The sequence below is a fragment of the Paraburkholderia graminis genome (genome assembly GCF_003330785.1).
GTDB classification, from domain to species: domain Bacteria; phylum Pseudomonadota; class Gammaproteobacteria; order Burkholderiales; family Burkholderiaceae; genus Paraburkholderia; species Paraburkholderia graminis.
In genome coordinates this window covers 419,558-436,574 of sequence record NZ_CP024934.1, presented here as the reverse complement: position 1 = coordinate 436,574, position 17,017 = coordinate 419,558, and the positions used below count along the sequence as shown (strand labels likewise).

At 63.3% G+C, this 17,017-nt stretch carries 18 protein-coding genes; 11 read left to right on the top strand and 7 right to left on the bottom strand.

Features of this window, described 5'->3' with window-relative positions:
* Window positions 1-137: 137 nt before the first annotated feature.
* From purU to CUJ91_RS01965, 5 genes are all read right to left on the bottom strand, one after another.
* Window positions 138-1,007 (bottom strand): formyltetrahydrofolate deformylase, encoded by an 870-nt coding sequence (gene purU, locus CUJ91_RS01985; protein ID WP_114155769.1) that lies wholly within the window; start codon window positions 1,005-1,007, stop codon window positions 138-140.
* A gap of 95 nt (window positions 1,008-1,102) precedes the next feature.
* Window positions 1,103-1,954 carry an NUDIX hydrolase gene (locus CUJ91_RS01980; protein WP_114155768.1) on the bottom strand — a complete coding sequence of 284 codons (852 nt, stop codon included), beginning with the start codon at window positions 1,952-1,954 and terminating at the stop codon, window positions 1,103-1,105.
* A gap of 68 nt (window positions 1,955-2,022) precedes the next feature.
* The gene (locus CUJ91_RS01975) at window positions 2,023-2,649 is read right to left on the bottom strand and encodes a LysE family translocator (protein WP_107710490.1); all 627 of its coding nucleotides are present in this window, start codon (window positions 2,647-2,649) and stop codon (window positions 2,023-2,025) included.
* Window positions 2,650-2,710: 61 nt separating this feature from the next.
* The gene (locus CUJ91_RS01970) at window positions 2,711-3,277 is read right to left on the bottom strand and encodes an adenine phosphoribosyltransferase (RefSeq protein ID WP_006048019.1); all 567 of its coding nucleotides are present in this window, start codon (window positions 3,275-3,277) and stop codon (window positions 2,711-2,713) included.
* Between the two features lie 78 nt (window positions 3,278-3,355).
* Entirely contained in the window at window positions 3,356-5,359 is a 2,004-nt protein-coding gene (locus CUJ91_RS01965; RefSeq protein ID WP_006048020.1) for a monovalent cation:proton antiporter family protein, read from the bottom strand.
* A gap of 173 nt (window positions 5,360-5,532) precedes the next feature.
* Between CUJ91_RS01965 and kdsD the strand changes: the two genes are divergently transcribed.
* From kdsD to CUJ91_RS01910, 11 genes are all read left to right on the top strand, one after another.
* The gene (gene kdsD, locus CUJ91_RS01960) at window positions 5,533-6,516 is read left to right on the top strand and encodes an arabinose 5-phosphate isomerase KdsD (protein ID WP_029969706.1); all 984 of its coding nucleotides are present in this window, start codon (window positions 5,533-5,535) and stop codon (window positions 6,514-6,516) included.
* Window positions 6,516-7,076, top strand: coding sequence for a KdsC family phosphatase (locus CUJ91_RS01955; RefSeq protein WP_006048022.1), 561 nt, complete (start codon window positions 6,516-6,518; stop codon window positions 7,074-7,076). Before kdsD ends, CUJ91_RS01955 begins: the two co-directional genes overlap by 1 nt.
* Window positions 7,073-7,684, top strand: a complete 612-nt coding sequence (gene lptC / locus CUJ91_RS01950) for an LPS export ABC transporter periplasmic protein LptC (protein WP_006048023.1) — start codon at window positions 7,073-7,075, stop codon at window positions 7,682-7,684. Before CUJ91_RS01955 ends, lptC begins: the two co-directional genes overlap by 4 nt.
* A gap of 21 nt (window positions 7,685-7,705) precedes the next feature.
* Window positions 7,706-8,377 carry a lipopolysaccharide transport periplasmic protein LptA gene (lptA, locus tag CUJ91_RS01945; RefSeq protein WP_006048024.1) on the top strand — a complete coding sequence of 224 codons (672 nt, stop codon included), beginning with the start codon at window positions 7,706-7,708 and terminating at the stop codon, window positions 8,375-8,377.
* Complete coding sequence (gene lptB / locus CUJ91_RS01940) at window positions 8,374-9,159, top strand: LPS export ABC transporter ATP-binding protein (protein ID WP_029969704.1); 786 nt, start codon at window positions 8,374-8,376, stop codon at window positions 9,157-9,159. The genes lptA and lptB overlap by 4 nt, the downstream gene beginning before the upstream one ends.
* 174 nt (window positions 9,160-9,333) lie before the next feature.
* The gene (locus CUJ91_RS01935) at window positions 9,334-10,845 is read left to right on the top strand and encodes an RNA polymerase factor sigma-54 (protein WP_006048026.1); all 1,512 of its coding nucleotides are present in this window, start codon (window positions 9,334-9,336) and stop codon (window positions 10,843-10,845) included.
* A 171-nt stretch (window positions 10,846-11,016) separates the two neighbouring features.
* A complete protein-coding gene (gene hpf / locus CUJ91_RS01930) occupies window positions 11,017-11,373 on the top strand; it encodes a ribosome hibernation-promoting factor, HPF/YfiA family (protein WP_006048027.1) in 357 nt (118 codons plus the stop codon).
* Between the two features lie 294 nt (window positions 11,374-11,667).
* A complete protein-coding gene (locus CUJ91_RS01925; RefSeq protein WP_006048028.1) occupies window positions 11,668-12,183 on the top strand; it encodes a PTS sugar transporter subunit IIA in 516 nt (171 codons plus the stop codon).
* A 139-nt stretch (window positions 12,184-12,322) separates the two neighbouring features.
* The gene (gene hprK, locus CUJ91_RS01920; protein WP_006048029.1) at window positions 12,323-13,291 is read left to right on the top strand and encodes an HPr(Ser) kinase/phosphatase; all 969 of its coding nucleotides are present in this window, start codon (window positions 12,323-12,325) and stop codon (window positions 13,289-13,291) included.
* A 105-nt stretch (window positions 13,292-13,396) separates the two neighbouring features.
* Window positions 13,397-14,290: an RNase adapter RapZ gene (gene rapZ / locus CUJ91_RS01915; RefSeq protein WP_006048030.1), complete on the top strand. Its 894-nt coding sequence runs from the start codon at window positions 13,397-13,399 to the stop codon at window positions 14,288-14,290.
* A gap of 39 nt (window positions 14,291-14,329) precedes the next feature.
* Entirely contained in the window at window positions 14,330-14,965 is a 636-nt protein-coding gene (locus CUJ91_RS01910; RefSeq protein ID WP_006048031.1) for an LON peptidase substrate-binding domain-containing protein, read from the top strand.
* 30 nt (window positions 14,966-14,995) lie between these two features.
* On the opposite strand, the gene mutY is transcribed toward CUJ91_RS01910, so the two are convergent.
* Together mutY and mutM are read right to left on the bottom strand one after the other, a co-directional pair.
* Window positions 14,996-16,144, bottom strand: a complete 1,149-nt coding sequence (gene mutY, locus CUJ91_RS01905) for an A/G-specific adenine glycosylase (RefSeq protein ID WP_181324950.1) — start codon at window positions 16,142-16,144, stop codon at window positions 14,996-14,998.
* A gap of 6 nt (window positions 16,145-16,150) precedes the next feature.
* The gene (mutM, locus tag CUJ91_RS01900; RefSeq protein ID WP_006048033.1) at window positions 16,151-16,981 is read right to left on the bottom strand and encodes a bifunctional DNA-formamidopyrimidine glycosylase/DNA-(apurinic or apyrimidinic site) lyase; all 831 of its coding nucleotides are present in this window, start codon (window positions 16,979-16,981) and stop codon (window positions 16,151-16,153) included.
* Window positions 16,982-17,017 lie beyond the last annotated feature (36 nt).

Genomic DNA, 17,017 nt, shown 5'->3' with positions numbered 1-17,017 from the left:
GCCACGCCTTGGCACTGCGCATCGTTAACACGTTCGTACGCATTGTGCGAAACGCACCGGCTTCATTTGAATTACAACGAAGGTGCGCCGCCGCGACGCTCAACATCACGCCGAGCCGCGGCAGCGGCCCCAACCTCCTACCGAAACACCACCGTCTTACTCCCGTTCAACACCACCCGATGCTCGACGTGCCACTTCACCGCGCGCGCGAGCGTCACGCATTCGACGTCGCGGCCAATCGCCGTCAACTGCTCCGGCGTCATGCTGTGGTCCACGCGCTCCACTTCCTGCTCGATGATCGGACCTTCGTCCAGATCGGTCGTCACGTAGTGCGCGGTTGCGCCGATCAGCTTCACGCCGCGGTCGAACGCCTGGTAATACGGCTTCGCGCCCTTGAAGCTCGGCAGGAACGAGTGATGAATGTTGATCGCGCGTCCGGCGAGCGCTTCGCACAGCTTCGGCGACAAAATCTGCATGTAGCGCGCGAGCACGACGAGATCCGCCTGATGCTCGTCGATCACTTCGAGCGCGCGCGCTTCCTGCGCCGCCTTGGCCTCGGGCGTGCCGCCCAGCAGCGGAAAATGATGGAACGGAATGTCGTAGCTGGCGGCGAGCTGATAGAACTCCTTGTGATTCGAGATGATCGCCGGAATCTCGATGTTCAACTGACCGGTGCGGTAGCGGAACAGCAGGTCGTTCAGGCAATGGCCGATCTTCGACACCATTATCACGACGCGCGGCTTCACCGATGCATCGTGCAACTCCCAGTTCATACCGAAGTGCTCGGCAAGCGCCGCGAATGACACGCGCAATGCGTCGAGCCCCGGATCGCCGCCCACCTGCTGGAAATGCACGCGCATGAAGAACTCGCCGGTGCGGCTGTCGCCGAACTGCGCGGAGTCGAGAATATTGCTGCCGCGCTCGAACAGAAAGCCCGACACGGCGTGGACGATGCCGGGCCGATCGGCGCACGACAGTTTGAGGATAAAGCTGTGATCGGTCGACATGACCTGGGTGACTCCCTTCTTCAATGCGTGGTTTGTTCGGTGTAGCTGGTTTCAACGTTAGGCATCTCGCGCCGCGCTGCTATCACCCGCCGCTGTCAACCAGTTACGGGCGGCGTAAACAGCGCCTCTATTCCCTGGCACGCCTCTTCGTCGATCCAGCGGCGACGCAGCAGGCAATCGAGCGTGGCGAGACTCGCGTCGACGGTCATCGCACCTTCCTCGATCCAGCGCGCCACTTCGTCGATGCGGGCAAGGCGATGCTCACCGACTTCGCCGTCCTGATTACGCGGCGCAAAATCGGCCGGCAGCGCGAGGTCGTAGATGAAAATCTGCTCGGCCTGCGTGCCTTCCGGCAACGATTGCAGCACATAAGCGGTGCGCCCCGCCACGGCGCGCACGGCGATTTCCTCGGGAATGCCGGCTTCTTCCCAGCATTCCTTGACGATCGTCGTCTCGACGCTGAAACCCCAACCGATTCCGCCCGCCACGACATTGTCGAGCATGCCCGGATCGGTCGCCTTGGTGTCGCTGCGGCGCGCGATCCACAATCCCGGCGCGCCGCCGTCCGCATATTCTACGACGCCGTTCAGATGCACCGCGTACGTCATCGTGCCGAAGAAGCGCGACGCCGCGCGCTCGATGTACGCGAGCGGCCGCGCGTCGAACGCGTTGCGGATCGCGTAGGTCTCGTTGCGCCAGCCTGGAATGCGCCCGTCGGCGGCAAGAGCGCCGATCACCGAACCGAGCGCCGCGCTGCGCAGATCGACTGTGTTGAAGGCCGGCGCGAGCTTCACGCGCGCATCGTCGATCTCGAACACGTCGGGCCAGCGCGCGAGCAAACGTACGTCGTCCGAACGAATCCAGCCGACCTGCTCGGCGTCGATCCAGAGCGGCAGATGCGCGTGAGCATCGAAGCGGCGCGCGGCAACGAGGCAAGGCAAACTCATTCGACACTCCACATTTTTTCCAGCGAGGCTGGACGACAAGTGCGGCACGTCGTCAGCCGCGTAGCTGATTAGTCGCGCAACGTGACGCGAATTCCCAGTGCAATAAACGTAGCGCCCGCAAGACGGTCGAGCCACACACCCACGCGCGGCCGCCGCCTCAGCCATCCGCCGATCATTCCCGCGCACACGCCGAACAGCGAAAACACCACGAGCGTCTGCAACATGAAAAGCGCGCCGAGTTCCAGCATCTGCACCGTGACGCTTTGTGCACCGTTTTGTGCACCGCCGGTCTGCACGAATTGCGGCAGGAACACGACAAAGAACAGCGTCACTTTCGGATTGAGCAGATTGCCGAGCACGCTTTGACGGAACACGGTCATCAACGGTTGCGGCGCGCGTTCGTGAGCGGTCGCGAGGCCCTGGCTGCGCAGCGCCTTGATGCCGATCCACACGAGATACGCGGCGCCGGCCAGTTTGATGGCCTCAAACGCGAGCGGCGACGAGCGCAGCAACGCAGCCACGCCGAGCGCGGCCAGTGTCGTGTGGAACGTGATGCCCGTCGCAAAGCCGAGCGCCGCGACGAGACCCGCGGCGCGGCCCTGCGAGATGCCGCGCGCGAGCACTTGCAGATTGTCGGGACCGGGCGCCATCGTGATCGCAATCGATGTGGCGAGGAACAAGGCGAAGTTGGGCATCGTTCTTACCTACCTTTCTTTATGCGGACAGCAAGGCGCACACAGCGGCGTGGCGCCGCGCTCAATGACCGTCGAAACTCGTCACGGTATAAAGCGGCAGGCCGCCGCCCGCGAGCAGCTTCGAGCCGCCAAGCTCGGGCAAGTCGATAATCGCCGCGCCTTCAACGACCACTGCGCCGAGCCGCTCGAGCAGAATCTTGCCGGCCATCATCGTGCCGCCGGTCGCGATCAGATCGTCGACGATCAACACGCGGTCGCCCGGCTTGCACGCGTCCTCGTGAATTTCCACGGTGGCCGTGCCGTATTCGAGCTCGTACGATTGCGACGCGCGCTTGTAGGGCAGTTTGCCCTCCTTACGGATCGGAATGAAGCCGAGGTTCAGCTCGTACGCGAGAATCGGCCCGATGATGAAACCGCGCGCGTCGAGCCCGGCGATGTAGTCGAGCTTCGCATCGATATAACGCTGCACGAAGAGGTCGATCAGCACCCGCAGCGACCTCGGCTCACGCAACAGCGGCGTGATGTCGCGAAACTGCACGCCGGCCTGCGGCCAGTCCTGAACCGTGCGAATGTGGCTCTTGATGTAGTCGGCCGCGTCGAGCGGCGCGCTCGCAAGCGCGTTTGACATGATGTCTCCGGATGGACCGCGTAAGGCCCAATGAAAAGCTGAATCGATGCTGGACGCGCGGACCGTGCCGCGCATTCGCTATGCCGCGGCGGCGCCCGCGCGGCGGTGTTTCGAGAGCCGCTCCTCGGCCTGCGCCAGTTGCTCCGGCAAGCCGCGCAACACGACGATGTCGCTCGCGCGCAGCTTGGTCGACGGATCGGGCTCCACACCGCGAATGCCGTGCCGGCGAATCGCCGTGACTTCGACACCGAGTTCGTAAAGGCCCAGCTCCGCCAGCGTGCGGCCGACCGCGTCGGCATTCGTATCGACCGGGACCGATTGTAGCCGCACCTGTTCGTGACCGTCGTCGTCGTCCATGTCGTCGGCGCCGTGGAAATAGCCGCGCAGCAGCGCATAGCGCTCGTCGCGCATTTCCTCGACGCGGCGCACCACGCGGCGCATCGGCACGCCCATCACCACCAGCGTGTGCGATGCGAGCATCAGACTGCCTTCGACAATCTCCGGAATCACCTCGGTTGCGCCTGCGGCCAGCAGCTTTTCCAGATCGGCGTCGTCGACGGTACGAACGATGACCGGCAAGGTCGGCTCAAGTTCATGAATGTTGTGCAGCACGCGCAATGCCGACGGCGTGTTCGCATACGTGATCGCGATCGCCGCGGCGCGGTGAATGCCGGCCGCGAGCAGCGACTCGCGCCGCCCGGCATCGCCGAACACGACCGATTCGCCCGCCGTCGCCGCCGCTTGCACGCGATCCGGGTCGAGGTCCAGCGCGACGTACGAAAGACCTTCATGTTCGAGCATGCGCGCAAGGTTCTGCCCCGCGCGGCCGTAGCCGCAAATGATCACGTGGCCGCTTTGCTTCAGGCTCTGCGTGGCGATGCGCGTCATCTGCAGCGACTGCATCATCCATTCGGTCGAAGACAGGCGCAGCACGATGCGGTCCGCGTTCTGGATCAGGAACGGCGCGGCGAGCATCGAGAGCAACATCGCGGCGAGAATGGCCTGCAACAGCGTGGCGTCGACGAGATGTTTGTCGAGAATCAGATTCAGCAGCACGAAGCCGAATTCGCCGGCTTGCGCGAGGCCGAGACCCGTGCGCATGGCGACGCCCGGCGACGCGCCGAACAGACGCGAAAGCCCGGTGATCATCACCGCCTTCAGCAAGGTCGGCCCGATCAGGAAGCCGAGCACGATCAGCGGATGCTCCCAGATCACACGCGGATTCAGCAGCATGCCGGTCGTGACGAAGAAGAGCCCGAGCAGCACGTCGCGAAACGGCTTGATGTCTTCTTCCACCTGATGACGATACGGCGTCTCCGCGATCAGCATGCCGGCGATAAACGCGCCGAGCGCAAGCGAAAGACCGAACTTGTCCGTGATGAACGCGGAGCCGAGCGTGACGAGCAACAGATTGAGAATGAACAGTTCCTGCGAGCGCCGCCGCGCGACCACGTTGAACCAGCGCGTCATGAACTTCTGACCGACGATCAACAGCAGCGACAACGCGACGACGATCTTGATCGCCGCGATGCCGAGCGCGTTCATCAGGTCTTTCGAATCGCCGCCCAGCGCCGAGATGATGATGAGGAGCGGCACCACCGCGAGATCCTGAAACAGCAGCACGCCGAAGATATTGCGGCCGTGCTCGGTCTCGATCTCGAGGCGCTCCGCGAGCATCTTGCTGACAATGGCCGTCGACGACATCGCGAGCGCGCCGCCGAGTGCAATGCTCGCCTGCCACTTGATATGCACCCAGCGCTCGAACGCGAAACCGAGCGAGACCGCGACCACGATCGTGCCGAGCACCTGCAACAGGCCGAGCCCGAAGACGAGGCGGCGCATCGAGCGCAGCTTCGCAAGCGAGAACTCGAGGCCGATGGAAAACATCAGGAACACGACGCCGAATTCGGCGAGATTCTGCGCGCCGACCGAATCGGGAACGAGACCGAGCGCATTCGGCCCGACAAGAATGCCGACGGTCAGATAGCCGAGCATCGGCGGAAGATTCAGAAAGCGAAAAACCACCACGCCCGCCACTGATGCCAGCAGCAGGAACAGCGTCATCTCCAGCGGGGAAATCATCGGCAAAAACGCATGGGTAAAGCGTCCTCGTTCGTCAGCGGAACCGCGCACGGAACACGCCGTGCGACAAGGTTGAGGGGCCGTTATACAGGGCGATAAAGCGGGCAATGGAGGCAGCGGCTTTGCACAGCAGGCCCGGCGCGGCGAACAGGCGCCTTTGCTATACTTCGCGAATGATAGCGAAAATCAATGGCGACCGGGCACTCGCGCTCGCTCGCGACGTGCTCGACATCGAAGCGGACGCCGTGCGCGCGCTTCGCGATCAGCTCGACGACGCGTTCGTCGGCGCGGTCGACTTCATCCTGGGTTGCCGTGGGCGCGTGGTGGTCTCGGGCATCGGCAAGTCGGGACATGTGGCGCGCAAGCTCGCGGCCACGCTCGCGAGCACGGGTACGCCGGCTTTCTTCGTGCATCCGGCAGAAGCAAGCCACGGCGATCTCGGCATGGTCACCGCCGACGACGTCTTCCTCGCGCTGTCCAATTCCGGTGAAACCGAAGAACTCGTGGCGATTCTGCCGCTCATCAAACGGATCGGCGCGAAGCTGATTGCGATGACCGGCCGGCCGTCGTCGAGTCTGGCGAAACTGGCCGACGTGCATCTGAATTCCGGCGTCGCGAAAGAAGCGTGTCCGATGAATCTTGCGCCCACCGCGAGCACCACCGCAGCGCTTGCGCTCGGCGACGCGCTCGCCGTCGCGGTGCTCGACGCGCGGGGTTTCGGCCGCGACGATTTCGCGCGCTCGCATCCGGGCGGCGCGCTCGGCCGCCGCCTGCTCACGTATGTCAGCGACGTCATGCGCACCGGCGACCAGGTGCCGAAGGTCACGCCTGAAGCCACCGTGCGCGACGCGCTGTTCCAGTTGACCGCGAAGCGCATGGGCATGACCGCGATTGTCGATCAGGAAGACCGCGTAAAAGGCATTTTCACCGACGGCGATTTGCGCCGCGTGCTGGAGCGCGACGGCGATTTCCGCGCGCTGTCCATCGCCGCCGTCATGACCGCCGATCCGCGCACCATCGGTCCAGATCATCTCGCGGTCGAAGCCGTGGAACTGATGGAGCGCCATCGCATCAATCAGATGCTGGTCGTCGACGAAGCGGGCAAGCTGATCGGCGCGCTCAACATGCACGACCTGTTCTCGAAGAAGGTGATCTGATGGCCGTCGCGCCCCCTACCGCTACCGAACGCGCGAGCCGCGTGAAGCTGATGATTTTCGACGTCGACGGCGTGCTGACCGACGGCGGCCTGCTTTTCACGGCGGAAGGCGACACGATGAAAGCCTTCAATTCCATGGACGGCCACGGCATGAAGCTGCTGCGCCAGGCCGGCATTGAAACGGCGATCATCACCGGCCGCAAGTCGGGCATCGTCGCGGCGCGCGCGAAGGAAATGCACATCACGCATGTGTATCAGGGCATCGACAACAAGCCGCAGGCATTCGCCGATCTGCTCGAAGCAACCGGCATGAGCGCCGACGAATGCGGCTACATGGGCGACGACTGGGTCGATCTCGGCGTGATGCTGAAGGTCGGCTTCGCGGCGGCGCCCGCCAATTCGCATCCTGAAGTGATCGCGCGGGCGCATTGGGTCAGCGAGGCGCGCGGCGGTCACGGCGCGGCACGCGAAGTCTGCGACACCCTACTGCGCGCCCAGCACAAGTACGAGGCGCTGCTCGCGGCCGCCTGCAGCGGCGAAACGCGAGGCCTCGTGGGATGAACAACCAGTTTCGCCTGACTTCGCTGATTCCGCTCGTCGCGATGGCCGCGCTCGCGGGCATCACGTGGTGGCTTTTGCAGGCCACGTTGCCGCGGCAAAACGAAGGCGTGGTGCGTCCCAAGGAGCACACGCCGGACTACTTCGCCGACAACTTCTCGGTGTCCGAACTCGACCAGTCGGGCTCGACGCAATATCGCCTGACCGCGCAGTCGCTGATTCATTACGAAGACGACGAACTGAGCGATCTCGTGAAGCCCGCGATGCGCGCGTTCCAGCCCGGCAAGCCGGTTGTGACCGCGACCGGCGACACGGGCAAGGTGAACGGCGACGCGTCCATCGTCGATCTGTACGGCAACGCCCGCATTCTGCGCTCCGCAGGCTACGGCGATCCGCAGATGCAGGCCGATTCCGAGCATTTCCGCGTGCTCGTCAACGACGATGTGATCGAGACAGAAAAGCCGGTTAAACTTCAGCGCGGCGTGTCCGTGATGACCGCCAGCGGCATGAACTACAACAACGTCACCCGGGTGATGAAGCTCTTCGGCAACGTAAAAGGCGCGATCGCCGCGTCCGACGCCGGCGGCAGCTCGCCCAAGCAACCCGGGTAAATCCATTCCAGGCGTGACTGCATGAACGAATCGTTCCCCCGTTTTGATACCGGCCGCTCGCGCGCCGTGTCGGCGTGCCGCGCCGGACTCGCTGCGCTCCTGGTCGCCTTGCCGCTCGCCGGCTTCGCGCCGCTCGCGCACGCGGACCGCGCCGACAAGGACAAGCCGCTCAACATCGAAGCGGACAACATGACTTACGACGACCTGAAGCAGGTCAACATCTTCACCGGCCATGTGGTCGCCACCAAGGGCACGATCGTGATCAAGGCCGATCGCGTCGAAGTGACGCAAGACCCGCAGGGCTATCAGTACGCGACCGGCACGTCGAGCGGCGGCAATCTGTCGTACTTCCGCCAGAAGCGCGAAGGTCTGGACGAATACATCGAAGGCACGGCTATTCGTATCGACTACGACGGCAAGCAGGATCTGACCACGCTTACCACGAATGCGACCGTCAAGCGCCTGCAGGGTCTGTCCACCGTGATCGATCAGGTGCACGGCAGCGTCATCACGTATGACGGCCAGAAAGACTTCTATACCGCGAAGGCGGGCAAGGACGTCGCCGGCCCGGGCAATCCGAGCGGCCGCGTGCGCGCGATGCTGTCGCCGCGCAACGGCGGCGCTGCGCCGCTGAACGGCGCATCGGCCACGCTCGCGCCGTCCACCACGATTCAGGGAGCGCCGAATCAGTGAGCACCTCCGCGTCCCTACCCAATCGCAAGCCCGCAGGTACGAGTAGTTCGCTGGTCGTACGGAATCTGAAAAAGCGCTACGGTTCGCGCACGGTCGTCAAAGACGTTTCGCTCGATGTGAAAAGCGGCGAAGTGGTCGGCCTGCTCGGTCCGAACGGCGCGGGCAAGACCACGTCGTTCTATATGATCGTCGGCCTCGTGCCGCTCGATGCCGGCGAAATCGACCTGGACGGCAAGTCGATCAGCCTCTTGCCCATCCACAAGCGCGCTTCGCTCGGGCTGTCGTATCTGCCGCAGGAAGCCTCGGTGTTCCGCAAGCTTTCCGTCGAGGAAAATATTCGCGCGGTGCTCGAACTGCAGCACGAGGACAACGGCAAGCGCCTGTCCAAAGACGCCATCACGAACCGCACTGAAGCGCTGCTGGACGAACTGCAAATCGCGCATTTGCGTGAAAATCCGGCGCTTTCGCTGTCGGGCGGCGAGCGCCGCCGCGTGGAAATCGCGCGGGCGCTCGCCACGAATCCGAGCTTTATTCTGCTCGACGAACCGTTCGCGGGCGTCGACCCGATCGCGGTGCTGGAAATCCAGAAGATCGTTAAATTTCTGAAGCAGCGCAATATTGGCGTGCTAATCACCGATCACAACGTGCGTGAAACGCTCGGCATCTGCGACCACGCTTACATCATCAGCGACGGCAGCGTGCTCGCCGCCGGCGCGCCAAGCGAAATCATCGAAAACGAAAGCGTGCGGCGCGTCTATCTGGGCGAGCATTTCCGCATGTAAAGGCGCAGGGAACCGGCGGCGCCGCGCGCGTTGTCGGCCCCTTGCGTTGTTTCCGGCTCGTTTTCGAGCTGGGCGGCTCGCGTCGGGCGCCGTCGAAAGCGGACGCATTGGTAATTGCGAATTCGCAAGGTATCGCGGTCGTGGCAAACTCTCTACAATGAATCTGAACTTGCCATGAAAGCCAGCCTCCAACTCCGCCTATCGCAGCATCTTGCGTTGACCCCGCAACTGCAGCAGTCCATCCGGCTGCTTCAGCTGTCCACGCTCGAACTGCAGCAGGAAGTGGCAACGGCGATCTCGCAGAATCCGCTCCTCGAGAACGAGGACGACTGGATCGCGAGCCCGCTGCGCGTGGCGTCCGACGGCTCTCTGATCACGCAGGCGCCCAGTTCGTCCGCGCCGCCCGAGCAGATGGGCGGCAATGGCTCGTCGTCGAGCAGCAGTGAGCGCTCGGAGAACGGCGAGCCGCAAGGCGTGGACGAATACAACGGCCTCTCGGGCGACGGCAACGGCGACGCGTCGCAATGGAATCTCGACGACTACGGCCGCTCCGGCAACGCCTCCGACGACGACGATTTGCCGCCGCTGCAAATTCACGAATCGAGTACTTCGCTGCGCGATCACCTGATGGCGCAACTGCGCGTCACGCAGGCCGGTCAGCGCGACCGCGCGCTCGTCACCTTCCTGATCGAGTCGCTCGACGACGACGGCTATCTTGCCGCCACGCTTGAAGAAGTGCTCGCCGACTTGCCCGAAGAACTCGAAGTCGACCTGGACGAAATGAATGCGGCGCTCGCGCTGCTGCACAGTTTCGACCCCGCGGGCGTCGGCGCGCGTTCCGCGTCCGAATGCCTGAAGCTGCAATTGTTGCGGCTCGAACCCTCGCCTACGCGGGCGCTTGCGCTCGACATCGTCAGCCATTATCTGGAACTGCTTGCGGCGCGCGATTTCACGCGTCTGCGCAAGCATCTGAAGGCAAACGACGACGATCTGCGCGACGCGCACATGCTGATCCGCTCGCTCGAACCGTTTCCCGGCGCAGCGTATGGCAAGGCCGAAGCGGATTACGTGGTGCCGGACATCATGGTGCGCAAAACCGCCCAGGGCTGGCAGGCCGAACTCAATCCCGAGGTCGTGCCGAAGCTGCGCATCAACCACCTGTACGCCAACATTTTGCGCAATAACCGGGGCGATCCGGGCAGCGGTTCGTTGCGCCAGCAACTGCAGGAAGCGCGCTGGCTGATCAAGAATATCCAGCAGCGTTTCGAGACGATCCTGCGGGTCGCGCAAGCCATTGTCGAGCGTCAAAAGAGCTTTTTTGTGCACGGCGAAATTGCCATGCGCCCCTTGGTTTTGCGGGAAATTGCTGATACGCTGGGCCTACACGAGTCGACTGTCTCGCGTGTGACAACCGGTAAGTACATGCTCACCCCGTTCGGGACGCTCGAGTTCAAATACTTCTTCGGTTCGCATGTTTCGACAGATACGGGCGGCGCGGCGTCTTCGACCGCCATTCGCGCGCTCATCAAGCAACTGATAGGAGCGGAAAACGCAAAAACGCCTCTCTCAGACAGCCGCATAGCCGAACTGCTGGCGGAACAGGGCTTCGTGGTCGCACGGCGCACCGTGGCGAAATATCGCGAAGCGCTCAGAATCCCGGCAGTCAACCTGCGCAAGTCTCTGTAGCCCGTCGCCTTCCGTGGCGGGCATTTACCGGCCGCTCCGCAAGTTGGCGGACAGGCCGGCCGATGCGACCTGCCAGAAGTCAGTCACCGGGGGGCGACTCAGGCAAGCCGACAGATCGACCGGACCTACGTCATCGTGCGGACCAAGCGGCCACTAGCTTGGAGAAGCACTATGAATCTGCAGATCAGTGGACACCACCTCGAAGTTACGCCTGCGTTGCGCGAATACGTGATCTCCAAATTGGATAGGGTGCTAAGACATTTCGATCAGGTCATCGACGGCAGTGTGGTCCTCTCGGTCGACAACCACAAGGAAAAGGAAAAGCGGCAAAAGGTTGAAATCAACCTGCATCTGAAGGGCAAGGACATTTTTGTCGAGAGCTGTGACAGCGACCTTTACGCTGCGATCGATCTGATGATCGACAAGCTCGACCGGCAAGTGATACGCCACAAGGATCGCCTGCAAGGCCATCAGCACGAAGCGATCAAGTATCAACCGGCACCGCAACTGGACGTGCCGCCGCAGTAAGCGAATCCGCAAGCACTGCTTCAGTTCGCTCACCGAAACCGCCCGCAATCGGGCGGTTTTTTGTTGGGGCTTTGGTTGCGTTGTTCGTTGGGTTTTTCATTGCGTTTTTCGTTTGCACCCACGCCGGCCAATCCGAAGAAAGAACCTATTGCGCATTGATGGCGCGCCGCACCATACGCTGCTACCCTGTTCTATAATGTTCCGGTTACCATCGGGGTCTAGCTCGCATGCAGGCGGTGTGCCGGAGTCCTGTGCTTTCGGACTCCAACGTACGTCGCCGTGAGCATCAAACGAATGGAACACCAATCAATCGCCCCAGCGAGGAGAACCCAGGCCACGTTTTCGCCTGTCAACATGAATCGTTTAGCCAAATTTCTTCCCCTCGAGAACGTCGTCGTCGGACTATCGGTCACCAGCAAAAAGCGCGTGTTCGAGCAAGCGGGCCTCATCTTCGAGAACCAGAACGGCATCGCCCGCAGCACGGTCACAGACAATCTGTTTGCGCGCGAGCGCCTCGGATCGACGGGGCTCGGCGAAGGCGTCGCGATTCCGCACGGCCGGATCAAAGGACTCAAGCAGCCGCTCGCCGCGTTTGTCCGCCTGGCCGAGGCCATTCCTTTCGAGTCGCCCGACGGTCAGCCGGTCTCTCTGCTCATCTTCCTGCTCGTGCCCGAACAGGCCACGCAGCAGCACCTCGAAATTCTTTCGGAAATCGCGCAACTGCTGTCCGACCGCGAGGCCCGCGAGCGCCTGCACACGGAAGAAGACCGCGAATCATTGCATCGTCTGCTCACTCAGTGGCAACCTTGATGCAGCGGCGGTCATCCGCACGCCGCCTATCCGCACGCCCAACCGCCCGCGTGCGGATATCGCCAGGCCCGGCTCACGGCGCGCGTTAGCGCGGCCCGCGCTGTGCCCGGCAAGCGGCCAACACTGGAGTCACTGACTCATGGACACGTCCAGCATCAACGCCCAGAGCATTTTCGACGATAACGCCGCCACGCTGAAACTGAGCTGGCTGACAGGGCATGAAGGCTGGGAACGCGGCTTTTCTTCGGAATCGGTCGCGAATGCCACGTCGAGCGCCGACCTCGTCGGCCACTTGAACCTGATCCATCCGAACCGGATCCAGGTGCTCGGCGACGCCGAAATCGACTACTACAAACGCCAGACCGACGAAGACCGCTCGCGCCACATGGCCGAGCTGATCGCGCTGGAACCGCCGTTCCTCGTGGTGGCGGGCGGCGTTGCCGCGCCGCCGGAACTGGTGCTGCGCTGCACGCGCTCGTCCACGCCGCTTTTCACCACGCCGATGTCGGCGGCCGCGGTAATCGACAGCCTGCGCCTTTACATGTCGCGCATTCTTGCGCCGCGCGCCACGTTGCACGGCGTGTTCATGGACATCCTCGGCATGGGCGTGCTGCTCACCGGCGATTCGGGCCTCGGTAAGAGCGAGCTTGGTCTCGAACTGATCAGCCGCGGTCACGGCCTCGTCGCTGACGACGCAGTGGATTTCGTGCGCCTCGGCCCGGACTTCGTCGAAGGACGCTGCCCGCCGCTTTTGCAAAACCTGCTGGAAGTGCGCGGCCTGGGCCTGCTCGACATCAAGACGATTTTCGGCGAAACCGCCGTGCGCCGCAAAATGAAGCTGAAGCTCATCGTGCAACTGGTACGCCGTCCTGACGGCGAGTTCCAGCGGCTGCCGCTGGAAAGCCAAACCGTCGACGTGCTCGGCCTGCCGATCAGCAAGGTGACGATCCAGGTGGCGGCCGGCCGCAACCTCGCGGTGCTGGTCGAAGCGGCCGTGCGCAACACGATCCTGCAACTGCGCGGCATCGACACGTTGCGCGATTTCATGGACCGCCAGCGTCTCGCCATGCAGGACCCGGATAGCCAGTTTCCCGGCAAACTGATTTAAGTCGGCGGGCATGTCGACCCGGTTGACGCCGCAGCCCGCGGCTGTCCGCGGGTACGCGCGAAAGGGCTCAGATGCTATGATGAAACGGACCGATTTCACGACTTCATGCGCATAATCCTCATCACCGGCATATCCGGCTCAGGCAAATCCGTCGCGCTAAACGCGCTCGAAGACGCAGGTTATTACTGCGTCGACAATCTGCCGCCGCGCTTTCTGCCCGAGCTCGCCTCTTACCTTGCCGAAGACGGACACGACCGCCTCGCGGTCGCGATCGACGCGCGTTCGAGCGCATCGCTCGACGACATGCCCGCCATGATCCGCGATCTGTCGCGCGCTCACGACGTGCGCGTGCTGTTCCTCAACGCGAGCACGCAGTCGCTGATTCAGCGCTTTTCCGAAACGCGCCGCCGCCACCCGCTGTCGGGCTCCACCGCGCATGATGCCGACGTCGGTTTGCTGACGTCGCTCGCCGAAGCGATCGAACGCGAGCGTGAACTTGTCGCGGGCCTTGCCGAGTTCGGCCATCAGATCGACACGAGCAATCTGCGCGCGAACGTGCTGCGGCAATGGGTGAAGCGCTTTATCGAACAGGAGCATGCGGGACTCGTGCTGATGTTCGAGTCGTTCGGCTTCAAACGCGGCGTGCCGCTCGACGCCGATCTGGTGTTCGACGTCCGCACGCTGCCGAACCCGTACTACGATCATGAATTGCGCCCGCTCACGGGCCTCGACAAACCGGTGATCGATTTTCTGGACGCGCTGCCGGTCGTGCATGAAATGATCGACGACATTGAGAAGTTTCTCGCTAAATGGCTCCCGCATTTCCGCGACGACAACCGTAGTTATCTGACAGTCGCGATTGGTTGCACGGGTGGCCAGCACCGCTCGGTGTTCATTGCCGAGACGCTCGCCGCGCGTCTCGCCAATGCAGCGAATGTAATCGTGCGGCACCGCGACGCACCGGTCGACGCCGGCGCGTCTTCGAAGTTAGTGGCTTAACCGGCCGCATCGCGCGGCCTTAACTCGAAGCGTTGCGCCATGTCCTCTACTTCCACTGTGCTCGCCGATGTGCCGCTGTTCCCGTTGCACACGGTTCTGTTTCCCGGCGGAATTCTGCCGCTGAAAATTTTCGAAGCGCGCTACCTCGACATGGCGCGCGACTGTCTGCGCGAAAAGACGCCGTTCGGCGTGTGTCTGCTGAAAAGCGGCGCCGAAGTCGCGCGGGAAAATGAGCCTTCAGTACCCGAATCAATTGGCTGTCTCGCCGAAATCGACGAATGCGACGTCGAAGCGTTCGGCATGCTGCTGATCCGCGCACGCGGCACGCGGCGCTTCCGGCTGCTGTCGCATCGCGTGGAAAGCAGCGGTTTGCTGGTCGGCATGGCCGAGCCGCTCGGGGAAGACGAGCCGCTCGAAGGCAATCAGCAGTTGGCAAAATTCGGCGCGTGCGCGGAGGTGCTCGAACGGATTATCGCGACAATCCGCGAGCGCGATCCGGAAAGCTTGCCGTTTGCCGAGCCGTTCCGACTCGAGGACCCGTCGTGGGTATCGAACCGTCTCGCCGAAGTACTGCCGATCGCGCTGCGTGCGCGCCAGAAACTGATGGAGATGCAGGACGCCGGCGCGCGCATCGAAGTGGTTCATCGCTATATGCAGCAGCATCAACTGCTCTAGCTATTACTGAAGACACGCCGACGCGATTCGTCAGATCAGCGAACCTTGCAGACCATCCAGCAGTTTCCGCACGGGCGCGGGCACGCCGAACGAATCGAGATCGCTTAATGCGACCCAGGCGGTGTCCGCATCGCCCAACGCGGCGAGCGCGCCGACGCCTCGCTCCAGTTCCGCGAGCCGCGGCTCAATGTCCAGCTTGAAGTGCGTGAAAACGTGCGTGAGCGGTGCAAGCGGCGCAAGCGATGAAACACCGGCGCCGCCGCCGAACTCGCGCGCACGAGTCGCGAGCGCGGCTTCGTCAGCCGCTTCCGGCAAGCTCCACAAACCGCCCCAGATACCCGAGGGCGGACGCTTTTCGAGCATCACCGCATTGCCGTCGCGCAGCACGAGCATCCACGTGCGGCGGGTCGGCACGGCTTTCTTCGGACGCGCCGTCGGCAGTTCACGCTGACGCCCCGTTACGTTAGCGACGCAATCGGCGGCGAACGGACAGCGCAAGCAGTCGGGCTTGCCGCGCACGCACAATGTGGCGCCGAGGTCCATCAACCCTTGCGTGTACGCGCTGACTTCGTCGTCCGATGCATTCGACGGCAATAGCGACTCCGCCAGCGTCCACATTGCATTCTCGACCTTCTTCTCGCCCGGAAAACCTTCGACGCCGAACACTCGCGCGAGCACGCGCTTCACGTTGCCGTCGAGAATCGTCGCGCGCGCGCCGAATGCAAACGACGCAATCGCCGCCGCCGTCGAGCGGCCGATGCCCGGCAATTCCGCGAGTTCGTCGACGGAAGCCGGGAACGCGCCGCCATGCTGCTCGACCACCACCTGCGCGCAGCGGTGCAAATTGCGCGCGCGCGTGTAGTAGCCGAGGCCGGCCCACAAGGCCATCACGTCATCGACGGGCGCGGCGGCCAGTGCGGCGACATCCGGAAAACGCGCGAGAAATTTCGCGTAGTACGGAATCACCGTCGACACCTGCGTCTGCTGCAACATGATTTCCGACAGCCAGATCCGATACGCATCGCGCGTGTTCTGCCACGGCAGGTCATGGCGGCCATGCTTGCGCTGCCACGCGACCAGCCGCGAGGAAAAATCGGACGTGAGCGAAGAGGCGGATGCTGCGGGCGCGGCCGACGGCGACGAACGCTCGGCGGAGCGCGGAGTTAAGCGGGAGGGCATTGAAATTTAGCGCTGGCAGGTGGGACAAAAGTAAGTGGAGCGCTGACCTTGCACGATCTGTCTGATCGGCGTACCGCACACGCGGCAAGGCTGCCCCGCGCGATCATAAACGAAGTAATCGAGCTGAAAGTAGCCGCTTTCTCCGTTGCTGCCGACAAAATCGCGCAGCGTGCTGCCGCCTTTTTCTATCGCCGCGGCAAGCGTGACGCGCACGGCGTCGGCCAGCAGTCCATAGCGCACGAGCGAAACGCGGCCCGCTGCGGTCGTCGGCCGAATGCCCGCGCGAAAAAGGCTCTCCGATGCATAGATATTTCCCACGCCGACCACGATTTCGCCCGCCAGCAGCGCCTGCTTCACCGAGACCTTGCGCCCGCGCGTGAGCCGGTGCATCAGCGCGCCGGAGAAGGCCGGCGAGAACGGCTCGACGCCGAGGCTCGCGAGCAGCGGATGCCCGAGCACGTCACCGGCTTCACGCGGATGCCATAGCACCGCGCCGAAGCGCCGCGGATCGCGAAAGCGCAAAATGAACTCGTCGAAGATCCAGTCGACGTGGTCGTGCTTCGCCGCGGCCGGCGGATGCGGCACGTGACGCAGCACGCGCAGCGTGCCGGTCATGCCAAGATGCACGATGAACCACCCTGCGTCGGTTTCGAACAGCAGATACTTGCCGCGCCGCTCGACGTTGCGCACCACATGGCCGCGCAAAGTCTTCGCGAGATCCGCCGGAATCGGCCACCGCAGCGCGGGCGTGCGGACATCGACGCGCTCGACCTTGCGGCCGGACACATACGGTTCGATTCCTCGTCGGGTAACCTCTACTTCTGGCAACTCTGGCATGTCTGACTGGTCTGCAACTTGCGTGAGTGGTTGTGC